This window comes from Rhodoligotrophos defluvii (genome assembly GCF_005281615.1).
Taxonomy (GTDB): Bacteria; Pseudomonadota; Alphaproteobacteria; order Rhizobiales; family Im1; genus Rhodoligotrophos; species Rhodoligotrophos defluvii.
Map to the genome: position 1 here is coordinate 395820 of NZ_SZZM01000001.1, position 20878 is coordinate 416697.

Consider the following 20878-nt stretch of genomic DNA (forward strand, 5'->3'; position numbering starts at 1 on the left):
CAACCAGAAGAGGGCTTCATGCAGGCAAGGTCGAAAGTCATCATCACCTGCGCGGTGACGGGCTCAATCCACACGCCGACCATGAGCCCATATCTTCCCGTCACGCCAGACGAGATCGTGGACGCCGCGGTGGGCGCGGCGGAGGCCGGCGCTGCCATCATTCATCTCCATGCGCGTGATCCGCAGACAGGCAAGCCCTCGCCCGATCCGCGCCTCTTCATGAACTTCCTGCCGCGCATCAAGCAGCAGACCAACGCCGTGATGAACATTTCGACCGGCGGCGGGCTGAAGATGAGCCTGGAGGAGCGGCTCGAGGCCGCTCATGCCGCCAAGCCGGAACTGTGCTCACTCAACATGGGGTCCATGAATCTCGGGCTCCATCACGTGGCGGTCAAATATTCGGATTGGAAGCACGACTGGGAGAAGCCCTATCTCGAAGCCACCCGCGGCGGCATCGTCTCCAACACCTTCGAGCAGATCGAGCGGGTCATCGTGGACGTCGGGCAGGCCTATGGCACGCGCTTCGAGTTCGAGTGCTATGACGTGGGCCACCTCTACACCCTGGCTCATTTTCTCGACAGGAAACTGCTGACGCCACCCCTCTTCGTGCAGAGCATTTTCGGCCTGCTCGGCGGGATCGGCCCTGATCCGGAAGACCTGCTGCATATGCGGCGCACGGCCGACCGGCTGTTCGGAAGCGACTACCAATGGTCCATCCTTGCGGCAGGCCGGCATCAGATGGGACTGTGCACGATGGGCGCCATCATGGGCGGCAATGTGCGCGTGGGGTTGGAAGATAGCCTCTATGCCGGCAAGGGCCAGCTTGCCAGGAGCAATGCGGAGCAGGTGGCGAAGATCCGTCGTATTCTCGGCGAGCTGTCGCTGGACATCGCCACACCCGATGAGGCGCGCGATATGCTGAAGCTGAAGGGCGGTCACGAGGTTGGCTTTTGAGCAGGGAACCGCGAGTCACCTTTGCCGGCGTCACGCATCCGTGGATGTGTGACGTGATGGGGCACGTTAATGTGCGCCACTACGCCGCCATGTTCGATGACGCGAGCTTCCAACTGCTTGGCTATCTCGCCGGGACCGGGCAGGAAACAGAGACCGGCAGGGGGTGGGCCGACGCGCGCTTCGTGATGGAATATAAGCGGGAGCTATCGGCCGGGACGCTGGTGACCATCCGCACGCAGGTTACCCGGATCGGCCGGAGTTCTCTCACTTACCGGCACGAGATGTCAGGCACCCTTGACGGAGCGCTGCGGGCCGAGGCCGAGGTCGTGACGGTGCGGTTCGACCTTTCGGCACGGGCACCCACCGCGCTGGAACCGGAGATCAGAGAGAGGGCCGGAGCGCTGCTGAGGAACCATCCAGAAAAGGCATCACCGTAACGATTGGACATCTCATTTATGTGCTGCTCGCCAGCGCGGCTGATCGTTTGAACTTTATGACGGCTCTGGTTCCATCCTGGGGGATCGATCGAAATGTGAAATCTGCCCTGGCATTCTCTACAAGCGTCTGGACCATGAGCTCGCCAAGTTTGCCGCGCTGTGGCCAAGTCTTCCCGGCAGGCATTCCAACGCCATCGTCCGCTACAACGACTTCGCAACCAGCCTCGTCCACGGTGCTATGAAGTCTGATCGTTCCGCCCTCTCGATCACGAAAGGCATGCTTAAGTGAATTGATAAGCAATTCGTTTACGACCAAGCCCGTAGGCATGGCCACATTGATCGACGCTGGATATGCATGCACCTGCAGGTCGAGCTTAATCCCTTCCGTCGCGTGCGAAGCCATCACCAACGCGGCGATTTGGCTGAGATAAGCTCCAAGGTCAATCTCACCCTCGTCATCCGCTATTGAAAGGACGTCGTAAAGGCTAGAGAGGGCAGCCACGCGGCCGGAAAGGCGCTCGAAGGCTTGGCGGTCTATCGTTGCAGCGTTTCGCATCTCCAATCGGATCAGTGCCGTAATCATCTGAAGGTTGTTTTTGACCCGATGTTGTAGCTCTCGAAGGCGTAGATCCTTTTCTCTCGCGCGATCTTGCGCCTCCCGTTGAGGAGACCCGCGGCTTGAGCTCGGCGGTACGAAGGCAACCAGCCTGTATTTGGGCCGTCCGGTGTCATCTTGGATCAGATTGGAGTGAACATCGAGAGCCGTATGCTGCGCTCCCGATGTCTGCAGATTGAACGTGCCGAGCAATTCGCTTCCTTGCACGATTGCGGAAGCTAGATCCGGTCCATTGGACCCATCGATCCGCTCAGCCTGTAGGAGATCCCAACTTTGGCCAGCTGTCTGTCCCGCCTGCACTCCTGAGAGCCGCTCGAACTGCGGATTTACGTAGATGATCGTTTCCTCGCCACGGAATTCCGAGAGCGCTATAGCGATCGGAACCTGGTCCAGGAACTTCTTAAACTGATGGCTCTCCAACGCGTCGGCGAGCTCAGGACTGCTGATCAGGCCTTCTACCGTTTCCGGCTCCTCGCCAGCGGATGTCATGATGTTGATCTCTTCGGACCGAAAAAATCGATGTTATCAACACGGACACGATCATCCAATGGATTCCAGGCGTGCAGCGGGACCAACAGCGGATTTGCCGCGCCTAGTGCCAGCGCCTTCGATTTTCGCGACCACGGGTGAGGACGCTCTCATTGAGCTGGAAATCCTCGGCAACATGTTCGAGGACATCTATAAAGGTTGCGGTCTTCTCGGAGGGTCGGTGAGCTCGTCTGACCCGGAATATTGGCGCCGTTGATAACCGGGTGATGACCAGTGTGCGCCTAATGCTCCTGGCCTGAACCTAAGCTGTTGAAAAGAATGGTACAGCTGCCCCGGCTCGAACGGGGGACCTCCTGATCCACAATCAGGCGCTCTAACCAACTGAGCTACAGCTGCGCTGTCATTTGGCGCGCAAAATAAGCGCAAGCCCGGCCATTGACAAGGTGGGATGCGTGCTCCCGCACCACTTTGCGGATAACCGCTGCGGGCCGGCACCGGCTCGCCCGGCCGCCGGCCCGGCATGGCCGTGTGTCAGAGCCCGGCCGACTGCTGCATCACGCGGCTGATGCCTTCCTGCATCGGCTTCATGGCGTCGCCCGCCAGGCGGCCGGACAGGCGCGACACCTCCCGCATCTGCCGGCTGAGGGCGACCAGCCTCTCGCGCAGGAAGGATTGCTGCAGAGACATGATCTGGACGGGGTCGCGCTGGCTCATCATCTCGCGAATGAACCCGAATTGCGCGGATATGTTGGCTTGCGTGAAATGCAGCACCGTCTGCTGCAATTCATGGGCGCTATCCTGCCAGCCGAAGAGGGCAACGGCATGGATGTTCCGCATCTCTTCCCCGTCGCGCCGCGCGGCGGAAGCGGCCGCCGGTGCCGAAATGCTCGCAGAGGATTTCCCGGCCGCGCGCTTCACCGCGGGGTTGCGCGGCACGGCCTGTTTCTTCGCAGCGCGTGCTGGTCCTGCGGCAACCATGGTCTTTGCCGGCGGCTGCACCGGTTTCTCCTTCGCCCTGTGGGCGCGTGCCGGGCGCGATGGGGCGGCGCGGAGCCTGCGCGGCTTGGTCGCAGCGCTGGCCGGCACCCCGGAAGCCTTATCAACGGCCGGGCTGGCCGGGGTGCTCACCGCTGGCATTTCGCTCGTGCCTTCAACTGCATAGGCGGAGCCGCCCGCCTCGAGATCCGCTGTGACCGCGCCGGTTGGGCGCGGCTCTTTGGCTTGGCCATTGGTCAACTTTTCGTCGTTCTGGGCGTTGTTGGTCACGGGAGATTCTCCTCATTAACTCTGTTCGCCGGCGGCGGATGCACGACCGAATTTTTGTGCAATTGTCAACTTGGATGGGCGATAGTCTAATCCGATGAATGTTGCAGCGCAACAAAGACGCTCGGCGCGAACATCCGGTAGAGGGCCCGGATGCCGCGGCCGACACGGCAGGTGGGAGGTAATCCGTGCCATCGGTCTCTCATGTCCATGATTTGGGCGCCTTTTCATTTAATAGGAGGAAAAGACTCGCTGGTGATTCCCCCTCGTTAATACGATCGGGGTATGATGCGGATGGTGTTGGGTACGCATCAGGCAAAAGGATGGCCCAGGAGAGACGCGCGTGAGCACAGGGGCTGTACCAAGCCTGGATGCGCTGCAGCACGCAGGCGTAGCCGCGTGGTTGTGGGACCCCGCCCGCGCTCGCATCGTATGGGCCAACGAGGCCGCCATCGGCTATTTCGGCGGTGAGTCGCTGTTCGACCTGATCGATCGGCGCTTCGACCGGCGCGAGCCCGGTGTGGCGCGTCTCGCCAGCCTGGCCGACACCCTGGTCCGCCCTGGCCAATCCTCCGAGGAGGTGCTCGACTTTCCCTCGAGCCCCATGGGCGAGCCCCTCGCCTGCGATTGCCACGTCCATCGCCTGAGCGACGGCCGACCAGGCCTCCTGGTTGTCGCCAAGCCGATCCATGCCGGCCCGGCCACCCCGCCCGCAGAGCTCGCCCTCGGCGTGATCGATGCCTTGCCACAGGCGGTTCTGACCCTGGACCGCGACGGGCGCAGCCTGCATGCCAACGCGCAGGCGGGGGAGCTCCTGGCCGATGCCCGGCGGCGCGGTCTGGCCGAGCTGCTGGGCGATGAGCGCAGCGCGATGCGGTTCATCAGCCGTGTCCTGGCCGCCGGGGTGGCGAGCGAGGTTCGGCGCGTGGACACGCGCTACGGCGCCCGCGACCTGCGCCTTGAAGGGCGGAGGATCGAACCGCATGGGGGAGAAGCCGGGCAAGGCGGCCAGGCCGACGTACGCATTCTCCTGCTCATCGACGATGTGGCCGAGCGGCGGGCCCTGGAGCGCAGCTTGCAGGACAACGTCGCCCGGCTGGCTGACTTCGTTGCGGCGGCCGCGGATTTCACCTTCGAACTCGACCGGGACCTGGCATGGCAGGAGGTGGGCGCCGACTTCACCGAGGCCACCGGCATTGCCGCCGAGGAGATCGTGGGCCAGCCATGGCGGGCGGTTGCAGAGCGGTTCGGCTTCGATAGGGATGGGGTAATCGCAGCGGCGATGGCAGATGGCCGATCGTGGCGCGCGACGATCGAATGGCACAAGGCGGAAGCCAAATTGGCAACCTGCCTCAGCGCCGTCGCGGTTGCCGATGTGGAGCACAGCCGGACGGCCTATCGCGGCATCGGGGCGCTGATCCGACGGGAGACGCAGGATCCGCTGCCGATCGCCGGCACGCAGGCCGCAGACAGCCCCTCGCCTGCACCGATGGAGCACACGGCCACGGGCAGCGAGGCAGCGAGCGATGCTCCCGTTCCCGATGCGGCAGAAGACTCCGCTGTCGATGCGGTGGCGCCGCAGCAGGCAACGCCGATGGTCACCGAGCATGGGGCTGACCGGACGGCGTGGGCAGCCCCCGCTCCCGGCCCAGGCCCACAACGGGAATCCCAGCGCCCAGGCCTCAGTCCGGAGGATGCTGCTGCCTTCGAGCGCCTCGCGCGCCGGCTGCGCCAGGACATCGGCAGTGCCGAGCCGGAGCCGGCCGCCGCACCCGCTTCCGATGAAGACGCCCCCCGAACCGAAGCGGTCAGGGCCGAAGCGGCCGCGCCGCTGGCCGCTATCGCTGAAGCGGTGACCGATATCGATGTCCTCCCGCCGCAGGCGCCGGAGCCGGAGCCGACCCGCTCGCCGGATGAGGGGCCTGCCATGGAAGCACCTGGCAAAGCCCATGTGCCGGCCGAGACGCTGGCCGTCACCCTGGCCCGCCAGCTCATGGGGGGCCTCGACGCGCCGTCATTGATCCATCGCGACGGCGAGATCCTGGCCGCCAACAAGGGCGCGGCGGAGGTGCTGGGTTATGACAGCCCGGAAGCGCTGGAGGTGGTGGGGCTGGATGCAGTCCTGCCCGGCTGGCGGGTGCGCGGCGAGGAGGCCTGCGTGTCCACGCCGGAAGGGCGGATCGCCAGCAACTCGATCACCGCGCGCACGCTCGACTGGCCGGACGGACCGGTGCGCCAGCTCATGTTCACCCCGCGGGACAAGCCGCTGCCGGGCAAGAGTGCGCAGAGCGAGCTTTGGGCGCCGAGCGATGCCACGCTGAAGACGATCCTGGAGACGGCCACCGACGGCATCATCGTGATGGATGCGGCGGGGGTCATCCGCAGCATCAATGCCGGCGCGCAGGCCATTTTCGGGATCGATGCGCGGGAAGCGGTCGGCCGGCGCTTGAGCGACTTCCTCAACGCGGAGAGCGCGAAGACCTTCAAGGACTATCTCGCGGCCATGGTCGACGGCAGCCTGGCCACCATCTTCAACGATGGGCGGGAGGTGACCGGGATCGAGCGCCAGGGTGGCGAGATTCCGCTGTTCCTGACCATAAGCCCGGTGGTGGAAGGCGACGGCTATTGCGCCGTCCTGCGCGACATCACCCACTGGAAGAAAGCGGAGGCCGACCTCAGGGCGGCCAAGGAAGAGGCCGAGCGGACCAGCGCGCAGAAATCGGAATTTCTCGCCAATATCAGCCACGAGCTGCGGACACCGCTCAACGCGATCCTCGGTTTCTCGGAAGTCATGAAGGCTGAACGCTTCGGCGCGATCCGCAACGACAAATATCTGAGCTATATCGGCGATATCCATGCGAGCGGCGAGCACCTGCTCAGCCTGATCAACGATCTGCTCGATCTGTCCAAGGTCGAGGCCGGCAAGCTCGAGCTCAACTTCACCGCGGTCAATCTGGTGGACCTGATCGACCAGAGCGTGCACATCATGCAGGACCAGGCGCGGGAAGCCCGCGTGCTGATGCGCACCAGCATCCCGGCTGCCCTGCCGCCCGTCGTTGCCGACCAGCGATCCATCCGGCAGATCGTGTTGAATCTCCTGTCGAATGCCATCAAGTTTACCGAGCCCGGCGGGCAGGTGATCGTGTCACTCGTGACCACGCCGCAGGGCGAAGTGAAGCTCCGCGTGAAGGACACGGGCATCGGCATGACCGAGGACGAATTGCAGGATGCGCTAAAGCCGTTCCGCCGGCTGGAGACAAAGCGCCGCCGCGCGAGCGGCACCGGCCTCGGGCTGCCGCTGACAAAGGCGCTGACCGAAGCGAACCGCGCCGGCTTCTCCATCAGCAGCCGGCCGGAAAGCGGCACGCTCGTCGAGATCACCTTCCCCACCACCCGCGTTCTGGCGGAATAGTGGATCAATCCCGCAGGGCTGGCAGATCCTTGTAGAGGTCCAAGGCCTCCGGATTGGCCAGAGCTTCGCGGTTCTTGACCTCGCGGCCGTGGATGACATCGCGCACGGCGATCTCGGTGATCTTGCCGGACTTGGTGCGCGGGATATCCGCGATGGCGATCACCTTGGCGGGCACGTGCCGCGGCGAGGCGCCGGTGCGGATCTGGGTCTTGATGCGCTTGACCAAATCCTCGCTCAGCGCGACCCCCTCGCGCAAGCGCACGAACAGCACCACGCGCACGTCGCCGTCCCAATCCTGTCCGATGGCGATCGCCTCGATCACCTCCGGGATCTGCTCGACCTGGGCATAGATCTCGGCGGTGCCGATGCGCACGCCGCCGGGATTGAGGGTGGCATCGGACCGGCCATGGATGATCATGCCGCCATGCTCTGTCCACTCGGCGAAATCGCCATGGGTCCACACGTTCGGGAAGCGGGCAAAATAGGCGTTGAAATATTTCTCGCCCGTCGGGTCGTTCCAGAACATGACCGGCATGGAGGGAAAGGGCGCGGCGCATACCAACTCGCCCTTGCCGCGCGGCAGCGGCCTGCCCTCGTCGTCGAAGACATCGACGGCATTGCCCAGCATGGGCGATTGGATCTCGCCCTCGTAGACCGGAGCCAAGGGATTGCCGCCAACGAAGCAGCCGCACAGGTCGGTGCCGCCGGATATGGAGGCCAGGTGAATGCCGGGCTTGATGCCGGCATAGACGAAGGCGAAGCTTTCGGGCGCGAGGGGCGAGCCGGTGGAGAACATTGTCCGCAATGCCGGGAGCTTGTGGGTATCGATCGGACGCCAGCCGGTCTTCTTCAATGCATCCACATATTTCGCCGAGGTGCCGAACTGGGTCATGCCGACCTCCTCGGCATAGTCGAACAGCACGCGCTCCGAGGGCGCGAAGGGCGAGCCGTCATAGAGCACGAGCGTTGCCTCGGACATGAGCCCCGACATGAGCCAGTTCCACATCATCCAACCGCAGGTGGAGAAGTAGAAGAAGCGGTCGCCTGCGCGGATATTGCCGTGCAGCTGATGCTCGGTCAGGTGCTTCAGGATGATGCCGCCAGTGCGATGCACGATGCATTTCGGCACCCCCGTGGTGCCACTGGAGAACAGAATGAAAATGGGGTGGTCGAAGGGCACCTGCTCGAAGGCGATCTCGCCCACCGGCTCATGCCCTAGAAATTCCCCGTAGGTGGCTGCCTTGGGAAGCTTGCGGACCGCCGCCTCCGCCGCGCCGGTATAGTCGATCACCACAACGGTCTCGATGGTAGGCAGCTGGGTGAGCACATGGGCGATCTTGTCGGTGATGTCGAGCTGCTTGCCGTTGTAGAAATAGCCGTCGCAAACGACCAGCACCTTGGGCTCGATCTGGCCGAAACGGTCGAGAATGCCGCGTTCGCCGAAATCCGGCGAGCACGACGACCAGATGGCGCCGATCGCCACGGTGCCGAGAAAGGCCACCGTCGTTTCCGGCATGTTGGGCACGACCGCCGCGATCCGGTCGCCCGGCTTCACGCCAGCTCGCCTGAGCGCGCGCGCCATGCGCCCGACTGCATCATGGAGCTCGGCCCAGCTCAGTTCGCTTCTGACCTTGTCCTCGCCTCGGAAGATGATCGCCGGTGCGCTGTCACGGCGCCGCAGGGCGTTTTCCGCATAGTTGAGGCGGGCGTCGGGGAAGTAGCGGGCCCCGGGCATTTTGTCGCCGTCCACGAGCACCCGGGTGCCGCGGACTGAGGCCTTGACGCCGCAGAAGTCCCAAGCCGCGTTCCAGAAGTCTTCCTGCCGCTCGACGGAAAAGCGATGCAAGGCCTGGAAATCAGCGAGATCGAGACCGTGCCGCTCGCCCACCAGCCTGATGAACGCGGCCATACGGCTCTGCGCCTTCTGCTCCTCCGAAGGTGTCCAGAGGGGTTGCATCATACTCACGCCTCCCAGGGTTCCCGTCGATTTTGCGCGCACCATAAGAAAAGATCCGCTAGACCCCAAGGGATTTTACGCGCCGCTGACAGCCTCGCCGGGCGATGTGGTGCTTTCTGGCAATCGGTGCCCGGGCCGGGCGCGAAAGTGCTACAGTAGCGTCAAGCGAATCGGTCGGTCGCGGCGGTCGCAAAACCGCCTTGAGCTTGGCGTAACGGGTGGCTCCCCGGCCAAACAAAAGGGAAACGACCCTCGTGAAACGCGTTGTGATTGGTCTGATTGCGGTTATCGTGGTCGCGGTGCTGGCCGTTGCCGCGCTGCCATTCGTGGTCAGCGCCGACTTCGTCGCCCGCCAGATCACCGAGGTGGTGCGTGACCAGACAGGTCGCGAGCTTGCCCTGGGTGAAGAGCCGCATCTGTCCTTCTATCCGGACTTCGCCATCGAGCTGCGGGACGTGGCCCTGAGCAACCCGCCAGGCATGCCGGCAGGCGACGTGATGCTGACCGACAACCTTCGGGTCAAGGTGGCGCTCTGGCCGCTCTTGTCGGGCAAGCTGCAGATCAAGGCCTTTGTGGTCGAGACGCCGCGGCTGAATTTGCTCATCGACGGCGAGGGCCATAGCAACTGGGTGTTCGACAGCCGCCAGCCGACGCCGGCGGAAACCAGCCGGGATGCGGCGGCGAGCGACGAGGAGCCGCTGGATATCATCGACGCGCCGGCCGATCCCGCGGCCTATCCCAGCACGGCCATGCGAGCGGTCGAGCTAGCGCCGGTTGAAATCCAGAACGGAACGGTGCGCTATCTCGACGAGCGCAACGGCGTGACCTTCATGGCGGAGGACGTCAACCTCACGCTGAGCCTGGCCGACCTCGACTCGCCGTTCAGCGCGCGCGGCTCGCTGATCTGGAATGGCCAGCGGGTGAATCTCGACGCGGTGCTGCGGCATCCGGCACAGCTGGCCGCCGGGTCGGCCTCGGCCGCCGAGGTCACCCTGGCCTCCCCTCTCCTGAATGCCGGCTATGACGGGCAGATCTCGCTGAAGGATGGGCTCTCGCTCGCCGGGGTTGTCGGCTTCAGCACGCCCAGCTTGCGGGAGCTCATGCAGTGGGCGGGGCAGCCGCTGCCGGACGGGCAAGGCCTCGGTCCGTTCCGGGCCGAAAGCGCCATCGGCCTGCAACACAAGACGTTGACGCTGAAAGATGCCGACATTGCGCTAGACGGGATGAAGGCCCGGGGCAATGTGCGCCTGGAGCTCGATGGCGCGCGGCCCAAGGTGATCGCGACGCTCGGTGTCGACACGGTTGATCTGAACGTTTATCGGGGCGACGGCGAGCCGACCGCCAAAGGCGGTGCGTCGTCCGAGCCCTCCGCGCTGGTCGATGGCTGGAGCATGGAGCCGATCGATCTTTCCGGCCTTAAGGCCATCGACGCCGACCTCACGCTCAATGCGGGCCGTGTCATCTTCGGGAACGTCAAGACCGACGCGGGCGGGCTGCGCTTGCTCATCGACAATGGACTGCTCGAGGCGCAGCTCAGCAATCTCGCCCTCTATGGCGGCACGGCGGCAGGCAACGTGCAGCTCGACGGTTCCAAAGCCGTGCCGACCTTACGCCTCGCGCTCAGCGCCAGTGACTTCGCCAGCTACGAGCTGCTGCGCGACCTAACCGGCCTCAAGCAGTTCGAGGGCCGCGGCGCCGCGTCGGTATCTCTCGCCGGGACCGGGCGCAGCCAGGCGGAGCTCGTCTCCACCCTGCGCGGCAATCTAGTGTTCCGGGTGACGGATGGTGCCCTGCGCGGGGTCGATCTTGGCAAGATGGTGAATGCAGTGGCGGCCCATGTGGTGGATGGCTGGATGGGCGGCCAAGAGGCCTTGACCGACTTCAGCCTGTTCGAGGGAAGCTTTCAGGTCGAGAACGGGGTTGCGGCCAATGATGATCTGACCCTGCTGGGACCGCTCGTGCGGGTCTCCGGAGAAGGCTCCGTCGACCTCGCCCGGCAGACCCTGGACTACCGGGTGGACCCGCAGCTCGTCGCGAAGCTGCAGCCGAAGAATGGCGAGCAGGCGCTGGAAGGCTTCTCGGTGCCAATCGTCGTGAAGGGACCATGGAGCCGGCCCAAGATCTATCCCGATATCGAGGGCGTCATGAAAGACCCTCAGGCCGCCTACAAGCAGTTCAAGGGATTGGTGCAGGCGACGCGCGGGCTTGATCTCGGCTCTGGCGGGAAGGCGATCGACGGGGTGCTGGACAATGTCGGCCCGCTGTTGAACCAGGAGATCGGCAAGAGCCTTGGTCCTGACACGACCAGCAGCTTCACCGGAAGTGGTGCCGGTCAGTTCTTGGATGGCTTGATGAAGGGCGGCCTGGGTGCCCGCAAGCCGCAGCCGTCCCAGGGTGCGGTCGAGCCCCGGTCCGCCGGAGAACAGGCCGATCAGCCTGAACCCGGCGCACAACCGGCCGCCCAGGGTGGCGAGAGCTTGCCGGCGCCCGTGCACGCACCACAGAATGCGGCCACTGAAGAGGACAGCACGGACGAGCCGGCCGGGGAAGCGCCGGTGCCCGCCGAGGCAAAGGCCCCCGAGGAGGAGGTCCCGCACGCACCCGCTCCCGAGCAGCCGAGCCCGCAGATGGCCACGCCCGATCAGCCGGTTCCGCAGACCTCGGGCAAGGGCGATGCCTTGTAGTCAAGTCACGGGCGTACCATGATCAGAGTGCAGAGTGAGCCGTTCGATGCCGGCGCGGAGCTCGCGGCGCTGAAGGCGGGCAATACGGCAATCGGCGGAATCGCCCTGTTCGTGGGCACGGTCCGCGATACCTCCAGCGGAGAGGCGGTGGCCGAGATGACGCTGGAGCACTATCCGGGCATGACGGAGAAGGCGCTGGCCGATATCGAGGAGGAGGCGCACCGGCGCTGGCCCTTGGAGGCTTCGCTCATCGTCCACCGCTACGGCCGGCTGGCTGCGGGAGACGACATCGTCCTGGTGATCACCGCTTCGGCCCATCGGGAGGCGGCTTTTTCCGCTTGCGCCTTCCTGGTCGATTGGCTCAAGACGAAGGCGCCGTTCTGGAAGCGCGAGCGCGCGCCGGGCAGCGGCGGCCAGGAGCGCTGGGTCGAGGCGCGCGAGGCCGATGACGAGGCCGCGGCGCGCTGGAGCGCTGCGACCAGCGGGGATAACTGAGGATCGAATTTCGCATGGTTGAGGCTATTGACCAGGTTACGCTCGCCTTGTGGGCGGTCAATCTCGGGCGCCCGCTCAACGGGATTTCTGCCTGGGTGGCGGGCATCGAGCAGAAGATGCAGCAGACGAAGCGCCAGGGCGCCGACATGCTGATCCTGCCCGAATATGCCTGCGAGCAATGGCTGTCGTTCAAGCCGGAGGGGCTGCGTCCCGACCAGGAGATCGCATGGATGGCGGAACAGGGCGCGCAGGCTCTGCCGCTGCTGGCGCCGCTGGCCGAACGATATGACATGGCGCTGCTGGCGGGGACCATGCCTGTTGCCCATGGGAAGGGCGGCTTCCGCAACCGCGCCTGGCTGTTCCTGCCGGATGGCCGGCAAGTTGGCCAGGACAAGCTCTGCCTCACCCCATTCGAAAAGGACCCGGATGCGTGGCAGCTCGAGCCAGGCGAGCTGGTCCACGTGGTGCAGTGGCGTGGACTGAAGCTCGCCACTTGCATCTGCCTCGACGTGGAGCTGCCGGCGCTGTCGGCCATGCTCGCCCCGCTCGAACCCGATTTGATCCTGGTACCGTCCATGACGGCGGGCCTGTCGGGCTATTCGCGGGTGTTCGGCTGTGCCAAGGCGCGTGCGGTCGAGCTGATGGCGGTGGTCGCGGCGGTGGGCGTGGTGGGCGTCGCGCAGGGAACCACGCAGAACGACAGCAATGTTTCCGGTTGCTCGGTATTCCTGCCCTGCGAGCCAACCCTGGGCGATACCGGGCTTTATGCGGAGATCCCGCCGGTGGCGGAGGATGAGGCCGACGGGCCGCTGCTCATTGCCCGGGATATTCCGATTGCCACGATCCGCGCGCTGCGGGCGGGCGCGGCCGAAGTCTGGCCCGGCGCCTGGCGGGCCGAGCCGGTCAAGATTCACATGACGTGAGCCGACACTGATCAGTCGTCCCAGTGGCGGGGCCGGTTCGGCTTGAACCGGCGGCCGGCGGTGGGACTGGGACTGTCGGTCGCGTGCGATTTCGCGCTGCGCATGTTGTCCACGTGGCTATGCTTCTCGTCGCGCTCGCCACCGCCGCCCGATACGCGGCTGACCGGCGGGTTGGTCGGCGTGCCCGGGGGCCGCGGGTCTTTCCGCTCGGGCATCGGCTTGCTGCGGTCTTCGTGGCTGGCGCCGGGCCCACCCCAGCGCTGTGTGTTCGGATGCTTCTCGGGCATGATACTTCCTTTGCCGCACAGGTTATCCCTTGCGGAGACAACCGATGTCGGAGGCCGCGCGTTCCCGACGGCGCGTGGGTTATGGGCGGCGGTTGGCCTCGGCCTTGGCAGAAACGCGCGCCATGAACTTGGCGGCATCGATCACCGCCCGGTCGTGGAAACCTTCGCCGATCAGCCCAGCCTCATCACGGCACGACACCTTGAAGCGCAGCGTCCGGCCCTCGACCGCGATCAGTTCCACCTCCGCGGTCACGGTCATGCCCACCGGGGTTGCGGCCGAATGGCTGACATCCACATGGGTGCCGACAGTGCGCTCGTGCGGCTCCAGAAATGGCCGCAGCGCCTCAATGCAGGTCCATTCGATGAAGCCCACCATGAAGGCGGTCGCAAATACGGGCGGCATGTCGGAAAAGCCTGTGAAGGCTTGCGAAACGGCGGGCACGGTGAGCGTGTGATCCACTCTGAGGCTCTGCACGTGGCGAAGCCCTGGCTTAAGATCCGCATTCATGGAAGAAAACCCCAGACAAGCACGAGAACCGGCGCATGGAACGCCAAGGAGATCTTGACCGCAAGTTATTGGGAGCGGCAGGTTAGCCCTTGCCGACCGCCTTGGAGGATGAAACATGGCCAGCACCTACGATCGCCGTCTCGTCGACCTTCTGGAGCTCGAGCTGCCCATCATCCAGGCGCCCATGGCCGGGGTGGCGACGCCGGCGCTGGCGGCTGCGGTTTCCAATGCCGGCGGGCTTGGGTCCTTGGGGCTTGCCACCAGCACGGCAACGGCTGCGCGCGAGATGATCGGGGCGCTGCGGGCGCAAAGCAACCGCGCCTTCAATGTTAACGTGTTCTGCCATAAGCCGGCAGTTGCCGATCCAGCCGTGGAAGCCGCATGGATCGAGCAGCTGCGCCCGGAATTCGAGCGCTTGGGCGCCGAGCCGCCGTCCCGTCTCACGCTGTTGTGGAAGAGCTTCCTTGAGGATGACGACATGTTCGCCATGCTGCTCGAGGAGAAGCCCAGGGTGGTGAGCTTCCATTTCGGCCTGCCTTCGCCCGAGCGGATCAGCGCAATGAAATCGGCCGGCATCATCCTGTTCGCCTCGGCCACAAATCTGGCGGAAGCGCGCGCGGTTGCAGCGGCCGGCATCGATGCGGTGGTGGCGCAGGGCTACGAGGCGGGCGGCCATCGCGGACTGTTCGATCCCGACGGGCCGGACGAGCAGCTCGGCACCATGGCGCTGACCCGGGTGCTCGTCCGCAATCTCGACATTCCGGTGATCGCGGCGGGCGGCATCATGGACGGGGCCGGCATCGCGGCTGCCCTGCGGCTCGGCGCGGCGGCGGCACAGCTCGGCACCGCTTTCATCGCCTGCCCGGAATCCCAGGCGGATGAAGGCTACCGCCAGGCGCTGCGGAGCGAGGCCGCCCATCACACCGTGCTCACCCGTGTGATCTCCGGCCGGCCGGCGCGCTGTCTGAGCAACCGGTTTACGGCGCTCGGCGCCTCGGTTTCGCCCGGAGATCTCCCTGCTTATCCCCTCACCTATGATGCGGGCAAAGCGCTGGCCGCGGCGGCGAAAGCCGCAGGCGTCGCCGGATACGGCGCCCACTGGGCGGGGCAAGGCGCCCCGCTGGCACGCGCGGTGCCCGCCGCCACGCTCATGTCCCAGCTGGCGGCCGAGCTGGAAGCGGGCTGAGGACTCGTCTACACATACCCATGCCGCCGTTCGGCCGCACCAACCGACAGGATGCCTGATGTCGCTGTTCTCCCATGCTCTCGCCCGTATCAAGCCTTCCGCCACCATTGCCATGTCGCAGAAGGCGAGCGACCTGACCGCCCAGGGGCGCGAGATCATCGCGCTCAGCGCCGGCCAGCCCGATTTCGATACGCCCGACAACATCAAGCGGGCGGCTTGGGACGCCATGCAGCGGGGTGAGACGAAATACACGCCCGTGGCGGGCATTCCGGAGCTGCGCCAGGCGATCGCGGCCAAGTTCAGGCGGGAGAACGGGCTCGACTACAAGCCGAACCAGACCATCGTCTCGACCGGCGGCAAGCAGATCATCGCCAATGCCATGCTGGCGACGGTGAACGAGGGCGACGAGGTGCTGATCCCCGCGCCCTATTGGGTCTCCTATCCAGAGATGGTCGCAATGTGCGGCGGCACCAGCGTGTTCATCAAGACGGACGAGGCGACGGGCTTCAAGGTGACGCCCGAGGCCCTGGATGCGGCCATCACGCCGCGGACCAAGTGGCTGATGCTGAACTCGCCCTCCAATCCGTCGGGGGCGGCCTATACGGAGGCGGAGCTCAAGGCGCTGGGCGAGGTGCTGCTGCGCCATCCGCATGTGTGGGTCTTCGTGGACGACATCTACGAGCATCTGGTCTATGACGGGTTCCGCTTCACCACCATCGCCCAGGCGGAGCCGCGGCTGTTCGAGCGCACCCTGACCATGAACGGCGTGTCCAAGGCCTATGCCATGACCGGCTGGCGCATCGGCTATGCGGGCGGGCCCGAGCCGCTGATCAAGGCCATGGACAAGATCCAGGGCCAGCTCACCTCCGGCGCCTGCTCCATCGCGCAGTGGGCGGCGCGGGAGGCGCTGGACGGGCCGCAGGATTATGTTCACACCGCGCGCAAGGTGTTCGAGCAGCGGCGGGATCTGGTGGTTTCCATGCTCAACCAGGCGCGGGGGCTGCATTGCCACACGCCGGAGGGCGCGTTCTACGTATTCCCCTCCTGCGCGCAGCTGATCGGCAAGGTGAGCCCACGCGGCAAGGTCATCACCACGGACGAGGACTTTGTGAGCGAGCTGCTCGAGGCCGAGGGCGTGGCCGTTGTGCACGGTTCGGCCTTCGGACTGGGGCCGAACTTCCGCATATCCTATGCGGCGGCGACCGAAGAGCTGGAAGAAGCCTGCCGCCGGATCCAGCGGTTCTGTGCCTCGCTGCGGGATCCGTCTTGAGGACCGGGGCGCAGCTCAAATTTTGCGGCGTACCGGACGCTTCTTCACCGCGTGTGCCCAGGCGGTTTCAAGCGCGTTCTGCAGCTTGGCCAGGCTCAGCTTGGATAAGTCGGCGGTGGTCCAGCCCTGCTGTCCCCAGGCGTTCGGCACGGGAGAAAAGGCCTCCGGCGCCAGCATGCATTTGAACTCCTGCTCGTCGGGCGTGAATTTGAAGTTGGCCGTCTTCTCGTCGGCTGCGAGCGTCACATAATTGCGGACGACCTTGAACGCGGCCCGATCGAAATGAGGGGCTTCAATGGTGCCCTCCAGGGCGAGTGCCAACCGGCGCAGATCTGCTCCCGTGGCCATACGACCTCCTTTTCGGGTGAGCCTATCCGAACAGCACTGGCAGGCTCATTGACATGTGCATCGCATGTTTTATGTTTTGCGCATGTCGGTCATGATCCAGATCCGCAATGTACCGGAGGCGCTGCACCGAAAGCTCAAGGCGCGGGCGGCGCTGGCGGGCATGTCGCTTTCCGATTTCCTGCTGAGCGAAATCCGCGAGATTGCGGCGCGGCCCACCCTGGATGAACTCCGCGCCCGGCTGGAGCAGCGCTCCAGAGTGAGGCTGAGCCTCTCCCCTGCCGAGGCCGTTCGCGAGGAACGCGAGCGGCCGTGATCGTCGTGGATGCGTCCGCACTGCTGGAAATGCTCCTGCGGACGCCGGCTGCTGCAGCCGTGGAGGAGCGGCTGTTCCAACCTGGTCTGACGCTGCACGCGCCGCACTTGGTGGATGTTGAAATCGCCCAGGTGTTACGCCGGTATGCGGCCGCCGGTGACATTGACGATGCCCCGCGGCCGCGAAGCGCTAGCCGATCTGGCCGATCTGCCCTTGCGCCGGTACCCCCACGACCTGCTGCTGCCACGGATTTGGGCGCTCAGATGCAATCTCACCGCCTATGATGCGGCCTATGTCGCGCTCGCGGAGGTTCTCGATGCGCCGCTCCTCACCCGGGACCGCCGCCTGGCCGCGGCGGCCGGCGAAGGTGCAAGGGTGGAGGTTGTTTGAGGACAGGATGGATGGCGGGGCATGCGGGATAGCGATGAGCACTATGTCTACTCCATAGCGCTCCATGACCCTCCTAAATAGGGCTGCGGTGGAATAGAATAGCGATACATGGTGGCTTGCGGCCTGTCCGCTTTGGCACCATCAGGTGTAAGCGGACGACAGGAATCTGCCCTAGGATGAAATAATTCAATTATCGAGGGGCTGGGGGCGATATGAAACTTATAAATGACTTCAAGGACTTTCTATCCGATACCGTCAATCTCAATCAAACCCGTATTGCACTGCTTGAGGACCGAGCGGAGACGATTAAGAGCTTCCTTCGAGCATCCGACTGGGAACCGACAATCTCCACCTTCATCGAGCAGGGTTCCTGGGCGCACGACACCATTATCCGCCCGGTGGACGGCGGAGAATTCGATGCCGATCTGCTCGTCCGGATTCGGTCGGTAGATGGCTGGAGTGCCGCTCAATACGTAAAGGAACTTGGGCGCGTCTTCCTGGAAAGCGGACGATATTCCGACAAGACGGTCGTCTATGATTACTGCGTCACGATCACCTATGCCGACGATTGTAAGATCGATATCGCTCCGCTGGTGATGGACCGCGAGTACCAGGGAACGCTCGAGGTCTGCGATAAGCGCAACGATAAATTCGACGAATCCCAGCCCATCGAATACACACGATGGATACGCGAGAAGAACGGGTACTCGGGCAACAACTCGTTTCGCAAGGCGACCCGGCTCATCAAGTACATTCGGGACATCAAGAAGCGTTTCAGCTGCCAGTCAGTTCTTCTAACGACGCTCATAGGTCACCGAATCGAGTGGTTCGATAAGGATTCGAACGCATTCGCGGACACGCCAAGCGCGTTGCAGATAATCATGGGTAGGCTCGACGACTGGTTGCAGGCACGGCCGAACAAGCCGGTGGTCAGCAACCCATCACTCCCCGCCGAGGACTTTGCCGATCTCTGGAACGACACCCAGTACGCAAACTTTCGAAATTTCGTGAACAAGTACCGGAAATGGATCGATGAAGCGATCGACGCCGAGACTCGGTCCGACAGCGTTGAGAAATGGCGTAAGGTCTTCGGCGACGAATTTGCAAAGGGAGAAAATGTAAAGAAGGCAGAGGCTTCTGCGATGCAGCAGGCGCGTGCGCTTCTCATGGAAGGGGCAGCCCACCTTGATAGCTTGGTCGATAGCGTAATCGACTTTGGCATCAGCATCCTACCGCCGGGATTTCGGACACCAGCCCACCTCCAGGCCCCTCGTTGGCAGCCCGCCGAAAACATGTCCCGTAACGTCCAGGTCTTCGCCGAATATCGCGCGTCCCAGCATTCCGACAAGGGATATCGGATCAGTTCAGGCGAGGCGTTGCCTCCGCGGGGCGGTCTCTGGTTCGACGTCCGTGTCAACAAGTTCCAGACGGTGCCGGCTGACTGCTACGTGCGATGGCGCATCACCAATACCGGGGCGGTGGCGATCGCCCTCAAGAAAGGGCGGGGCGGCTTCGAGAAGCCCACCGACGGTGACCGTCGGTGGGAAGCGCTCGAATACCGCGGCGTTCACATGGCGGAAGCATTCATCATCCGTGGAAGCGATGATCGACTCGTTGGTTTCAGCGAGCCATTCTACGTTGTGATCAAGTAGCTTTAGGGAGGGGGCTATCAATGCCCAAGGTAGATACGGTAGGGGACAACTATTACAAGCCGCTTGAGCAGGCAGAAGCTTTCGGAGCCGCACTATTCTGGGTGGTCTCGATCCTCTCGATTGCGGCGCTCTTCGTCGACAAAGCGGCCTATCCGCTTGCCTACGACATCCTACAGATCCTCTTCATCATTTGCGTGCTGCTGTTCTTTTTTCAGGGGCAGATCCAGAAGCTCTATCTATTTCCTCGCGCCGAGGACAAACGCCGACAGGATTTGCTGTCGAACAGTTACAGCGTGGCGCTGACGCATGAAGAGACCGTCGGCTACTACAATAACGACCAGACAAACCCGTTGAAACGCCTCGCAGCGTCGGTCATGGAAAGCGCGTACTTCACGCGCGAGATCGTTCGGAAGATGCTCGTCGGACAGCGAACGAAGACCATCGGCTACCTCGCCATCTACCTTGTCGCCGTATTGAATCGTTCCACGAACCTCGAAGTTCTCGCTGTCGCGGCGCAGGCTGTCTTCAGCGAGGATATTATCGCGCGGTGGCTCCGGATGGAATGGCTCCGTATCCGCAGCGAGCAGGTTTTCGACAATCTAAACCGGCTGTTCACGGGCAAGCAGGCCTTCTCACGACCTGCAGCTCAATCGCAGGCGATTGATTTGTTCTCGTTCTATGAGACAACCAAGTCCACGGCCGCGATCCTTCTCTCATCTAGGGTGTTTCACAAGCACAATGTGCGCCTGACGGAGGAATGGGAGCAGATTCGCGGTCGTCTCGGGATCTGAGGCGAGCGATGGTCACAACCATATCTGAAGCTTTTCGCCAATTCAGAACCAACCTTGAAATCACAACTCTTCAGGAGAGCACTACATCCACCCGTCAGCAGAACGTGCGAGACGCGGTCACCGAAGACTTCGAAATCCTCGAATCCTTTCTGACCGGATCCTATCGCCGGAACACGATGATCGCCCCCCTCACGACGGCAGACATCGACGTCTTCATCGTACTCGATCCGAAATACCACGCGGACCGGAACCAGCATGCACTGCTGTCTTCTGTAATGAAGACACTCAGGAAGAGGTATCCTACGACACCAAAGATAAAGCCGGACGGCCAAGCGGTGGCCATCACCTTTACAGATTTCAAGGTCGATGTCGTTCCGGGATTTTATCGAACTGGTGGTGGATTTCTTATTCCGGACGCGAACCTGACAAGATGGATTTCCACGAATCCGAAGAAGCACGTCGACTTGTGGTCTGCGTCCAACAAGGCTCACAACGGATCACTGGTGCCACTGATCAAGATGCTGAAGTGCTGGAACCGCGCCAAGGTAGTTCGCTTCCGCTCCTTTCATCTGGAGGTTCTAGTGCGCCATGTTCTGAAGGACATCACCATCACCGACTATCCGAGTGGTGCTCGATGGGTATTCGACAAAATGAGGGACAAGGTCTGGAAGAAGATAGCCGATCCTGCCGGCTACAGCGACGACGTCGCTTCCCATCTTGCCAAGTCCGACGCCGACGGGATGATCGCCGCTCTAGATCAGGCATATCGGAAGGCCCTTACTGCGGAAAACTACGCGAAGCAGGGATATGTAAAGTTGGCGATCGACGAGTGGCGGTCGATTTTTGGCGACTATTTCCCCGCGTATGGATGAGGCGACGACGCTCGGAGACCAACGTAACGCC

The 20878-nt window shown here is 63.6% G+C and carries 19 protein-coding genes and 1 tRNA gene; 13 read left to right on the forward strand and 7 right to left on the reverse strand.

Features of this window, described 5'->3' with window-relative positions:
* Positions 1-18: 18 nt before the first annotated feature.
* Positions 19-954 carry a 3,5-dioxohexanoate:acetyl-CoA acetone transferase gene (gene kce / locus E4P09_RS01790; protein WP_137387877.1) on the forward strand — a complete coding sequence of 312 codons (936 nt, stop codon included), beginning with the start codon at positions 19-21 and terminating at the stop codon, positions 952-954.
* A gap of 44 nt (positions 955-998) precedes the next feature.
* Positions 999-1391, forward strand: a complete 393-nt coding sequence (locus E4P09_RS01795; RefSeq protein ID WP_137389197.1) for an acyl-CoA thioesterase — start codon at positions 999-1001, stop codon at positions 1389-1391.
* Positions 1392-1407: 16 nt separating this feature from the next.
* On the opposite strand, the gene E4P09_RS01800 is transcribed toward E4P09_RS01795, so the two are convergent.
* The 3 genes from E4P09_RS01800 to E4P09_RS01810 form a co-directional block, all read right to left on the reverse strand.
* Complete coding sequence (locus E4P09_RS01800) at positions 1408-2496, reverse strand: sensor histidine kinase (RefSeq protein WP_137387878.1); 1089 nt, start codon at positions 2494-2496, stop codon at positions 1408-1410.
* Between the two features lie 319 nt (positions 2497-2815).
* A tRNA-His gene (locus E4P09_RS01805) sits at positions 2816-2892 on the reverse strand.
* A 135-nt stretch (positions 2893-3027) separates the two neighbouring features.
* Positions 3028-3762, reverse strand: coding sequence for a phasin family protein (locus E4P09_RS01810; RefSeq protein ID WP_137387879.1), 735 nt, complete (start codon positions 3760-3762; stop codon positions 3028-3030).
* 340 nt (positions 3763-4102) lie between these two features.
* On the opposite strand from E4P09_RS01810, the gene E4P09_RS01815 reads away from it, so the two are divergent.
* Positions 4103-7171 carry a PAS domain-containing protein gene (locus E4P09_RS01815; RefSeq protein WP_137387880.1) on the forward strand — a complete coding sequence of 1023 codons (3069 nt, stop codon included), beginning with the start codon at positions 4103-4105 and terminating at the stop codon, positions 7169-7171.
* 4 nt (positions 7172-7175) lie between these two features.
* On the opposite strand, the gene E4P09_RS01820 is transcribed toward E4P09_RS01815, so the two are convergent.
* Positions 7176-9131, reverse strand: coding sequence for an acetoacetate--CoA ligase (locus E4P09_RS01820; RefSeq protein WP_239024992.1), 1956 nt, complete (start codon positions 9129-9131; stop codon positions 7176-7178).
* Positions 9132-9382: 251 nt separating this feature from the next.
* Between E4P09_RS01820 and E4P09_RS01825 the strand changes: the two genes are divergently transcribed.
* Genes E4P09_RS01825 through E4P09_RS01835 form a run of 3 tightly spaced genes read left to right on the forward strand, consistent with a single transcriptional unit; the run spans position 9383 to position 13230 of the window.
* Positions 9383-11812: an AsmA family protein gene (locus tag E4P09_RS01825; RefSeq protein WP_170984185.1), complete on the forward strand. Its 2430-nt coding sequence runs from the start codon at positions 9383-9385 to the stop codon at positions 11810-11812.
* A gap of 18 nt (positions 11813-11830) precedes the next feature.
* Positions 11831-12307: a molybdenum cofactor biosynthesis protein MoaE gene (locus tag E4P09_RS01830; protein WP_137387883.1), complete on the forward strand. Its 477-nt coding sequence runs from the start codon at positions 11831-11833 to the stop codon at positions 12305-12307.
* Between the two features lie 14 nt (positions 12308-12321).
* Positions 12322-13230 (forward strand): nitrilase-related carbon-nitrogen hydrolase, encoded by a 909-nt coding sequence (locus E4P09_RS01835; RefSeq protein ID WP_137387884.1) that lies wholly within the window; start codon positions 12322-12324, stop codon positions 13228-13230.
* Between the two features lie 11 nt (positions 13231-13241).
* Here the strand turns inward: E4P09_RS01835 and E4P09_RS01840 are convergent, their stop codons facing one another.
* Positions 13242-13517: a hypothetical protein gene (locus E4P09_RS01840; RefSeq protein ID WP_137387885.1), complete on the reverse strand. Its 276-nt coding sequence runs from the start codon at positions 13515-13517 to the stop codon at positions 13242-13244.
* A 79-nt stretch (positions 13518-13596) separates the two neighbouring features.
* Entirely contained in the window at positions 13597-14025 is a 429-nt protein-coding gene (locus tag E4P09_RS01845; protein ID WP_137387886.1) for a thioesterase family protein, read from the reverse strand.
* Positions 14026-14140: 115 nt separating this feature from the next.
* On the opposite strand from E4P09_RS01845, the gene E4P09_RS01850 reads away from it, so the two are divergent.
* Both E4P09_RS01850 and E4P09_RS01855 read left to right on the forward strand, forming a co-directional pair.
* Positions 14141-15211: an NAD(P)H-dependent flavin oxidoreductase gene (locus tag E4P09_RS01850; RefSeq protein ID WP_137387887.1), complete on the forward strand. Its 1071-nt coding sequence runs from the start codon at positions 14141-14143 to the stop codon at positions 15209-15211.
* Positions 15212-15269: 58 nt separating this feature from the next.
* A complete protein-coding gene (locus tag E4P09_RS01855) occupies positions 15270-16481 on the forward strand; it encodes a pyridoxal phosphate-dependent aminotransferase (protein WP_137387888.1) in 1212 nt (403 codons plus the stop codon).
* A gap of 15 nt (positions 16482-16496) precedes the next feature.
* Here E4P09_RS01855 and E4P09_RS01860 read toward each other — a convergent pair whose 3' ends face one another.
* Complete coding sequence (locus tag E4P09_RS01860; protein ID WP_137387889.1) at positions 16497-16829, reverse strand: MmcQ/YjbR family DNA-binding protein; 333 nt, start codon at positions 16827-16829, stop codon at positions 16497-16499.
* A 64-nt stretch (positions 16830-16893) separates the two neighbouring features.
* Here E4P09_RS01860 and E4P09_RS01865 point away from each other — a divergent pair, with 64 nt between their 5' ends.
* The 5 genes from E4P09_RS01865 to E4P09_RS01885 all read left to right on the forward strand — a co-directional run bounded on the left by E4P09_RS01865 (position 16894) and on the right by E4P09_RS01885 (position 20847).
* A complete protein-coding gene (locus E4P09_RS01865; protein ID WP_239024993.1) occupies positions 16894-17142 on the forward strand; it encodes a FitA-like ribbon-helix-helix domain-containing protein in 249 nt (82 codons plus the stop codon).
* A gap of 156 nt (positions 17143-17298) precedes the next feature.
* Entirely contained in the window at positions 17299-17532 is a 234-nt protein-coding gene (locus E4P09_RS26395) for a type II toxin-antitoxin system VapC family toxin (protein ID WP_239024994.1), read from the forward strand.
* Positions 17533-17744: 212 nt separating this feature from the next.
* Entirely contained in the window at positions 17745-19184 is a 1440-nt protein-coding gene (locus E4P09_RS01875; RefSeq protein WP_137387890.1) for an SMODS domain-containing nucleotidyltransferase, read from the forward strand.
* A gap of 20 nt (positions 19185-19204) precedes the next feature.
* A complete protein-coding gene (locus E4P09_RS01880) occupies positions 19205-19975 on the forward strand; it encodes a hypothetical protein (RefSeq protein WP_137387891.1) in 771 nt (256 codons plus the stop codon).
* Positions 19976-19983: 8 nt separating this feature from the next.
* Positions 19984-20847: a CBASS oligonucleotide cyclase gene (locus E4P09_RS01885; protein ID WP_137387892.1), complete on the forward strand. Its 864-nt coding sequence runs from the start codon at positions 19984-19986 to the stop codon at positions 20845-20847.
* Positions 20848-20878 lie beyond the last annotated feature (31 nt).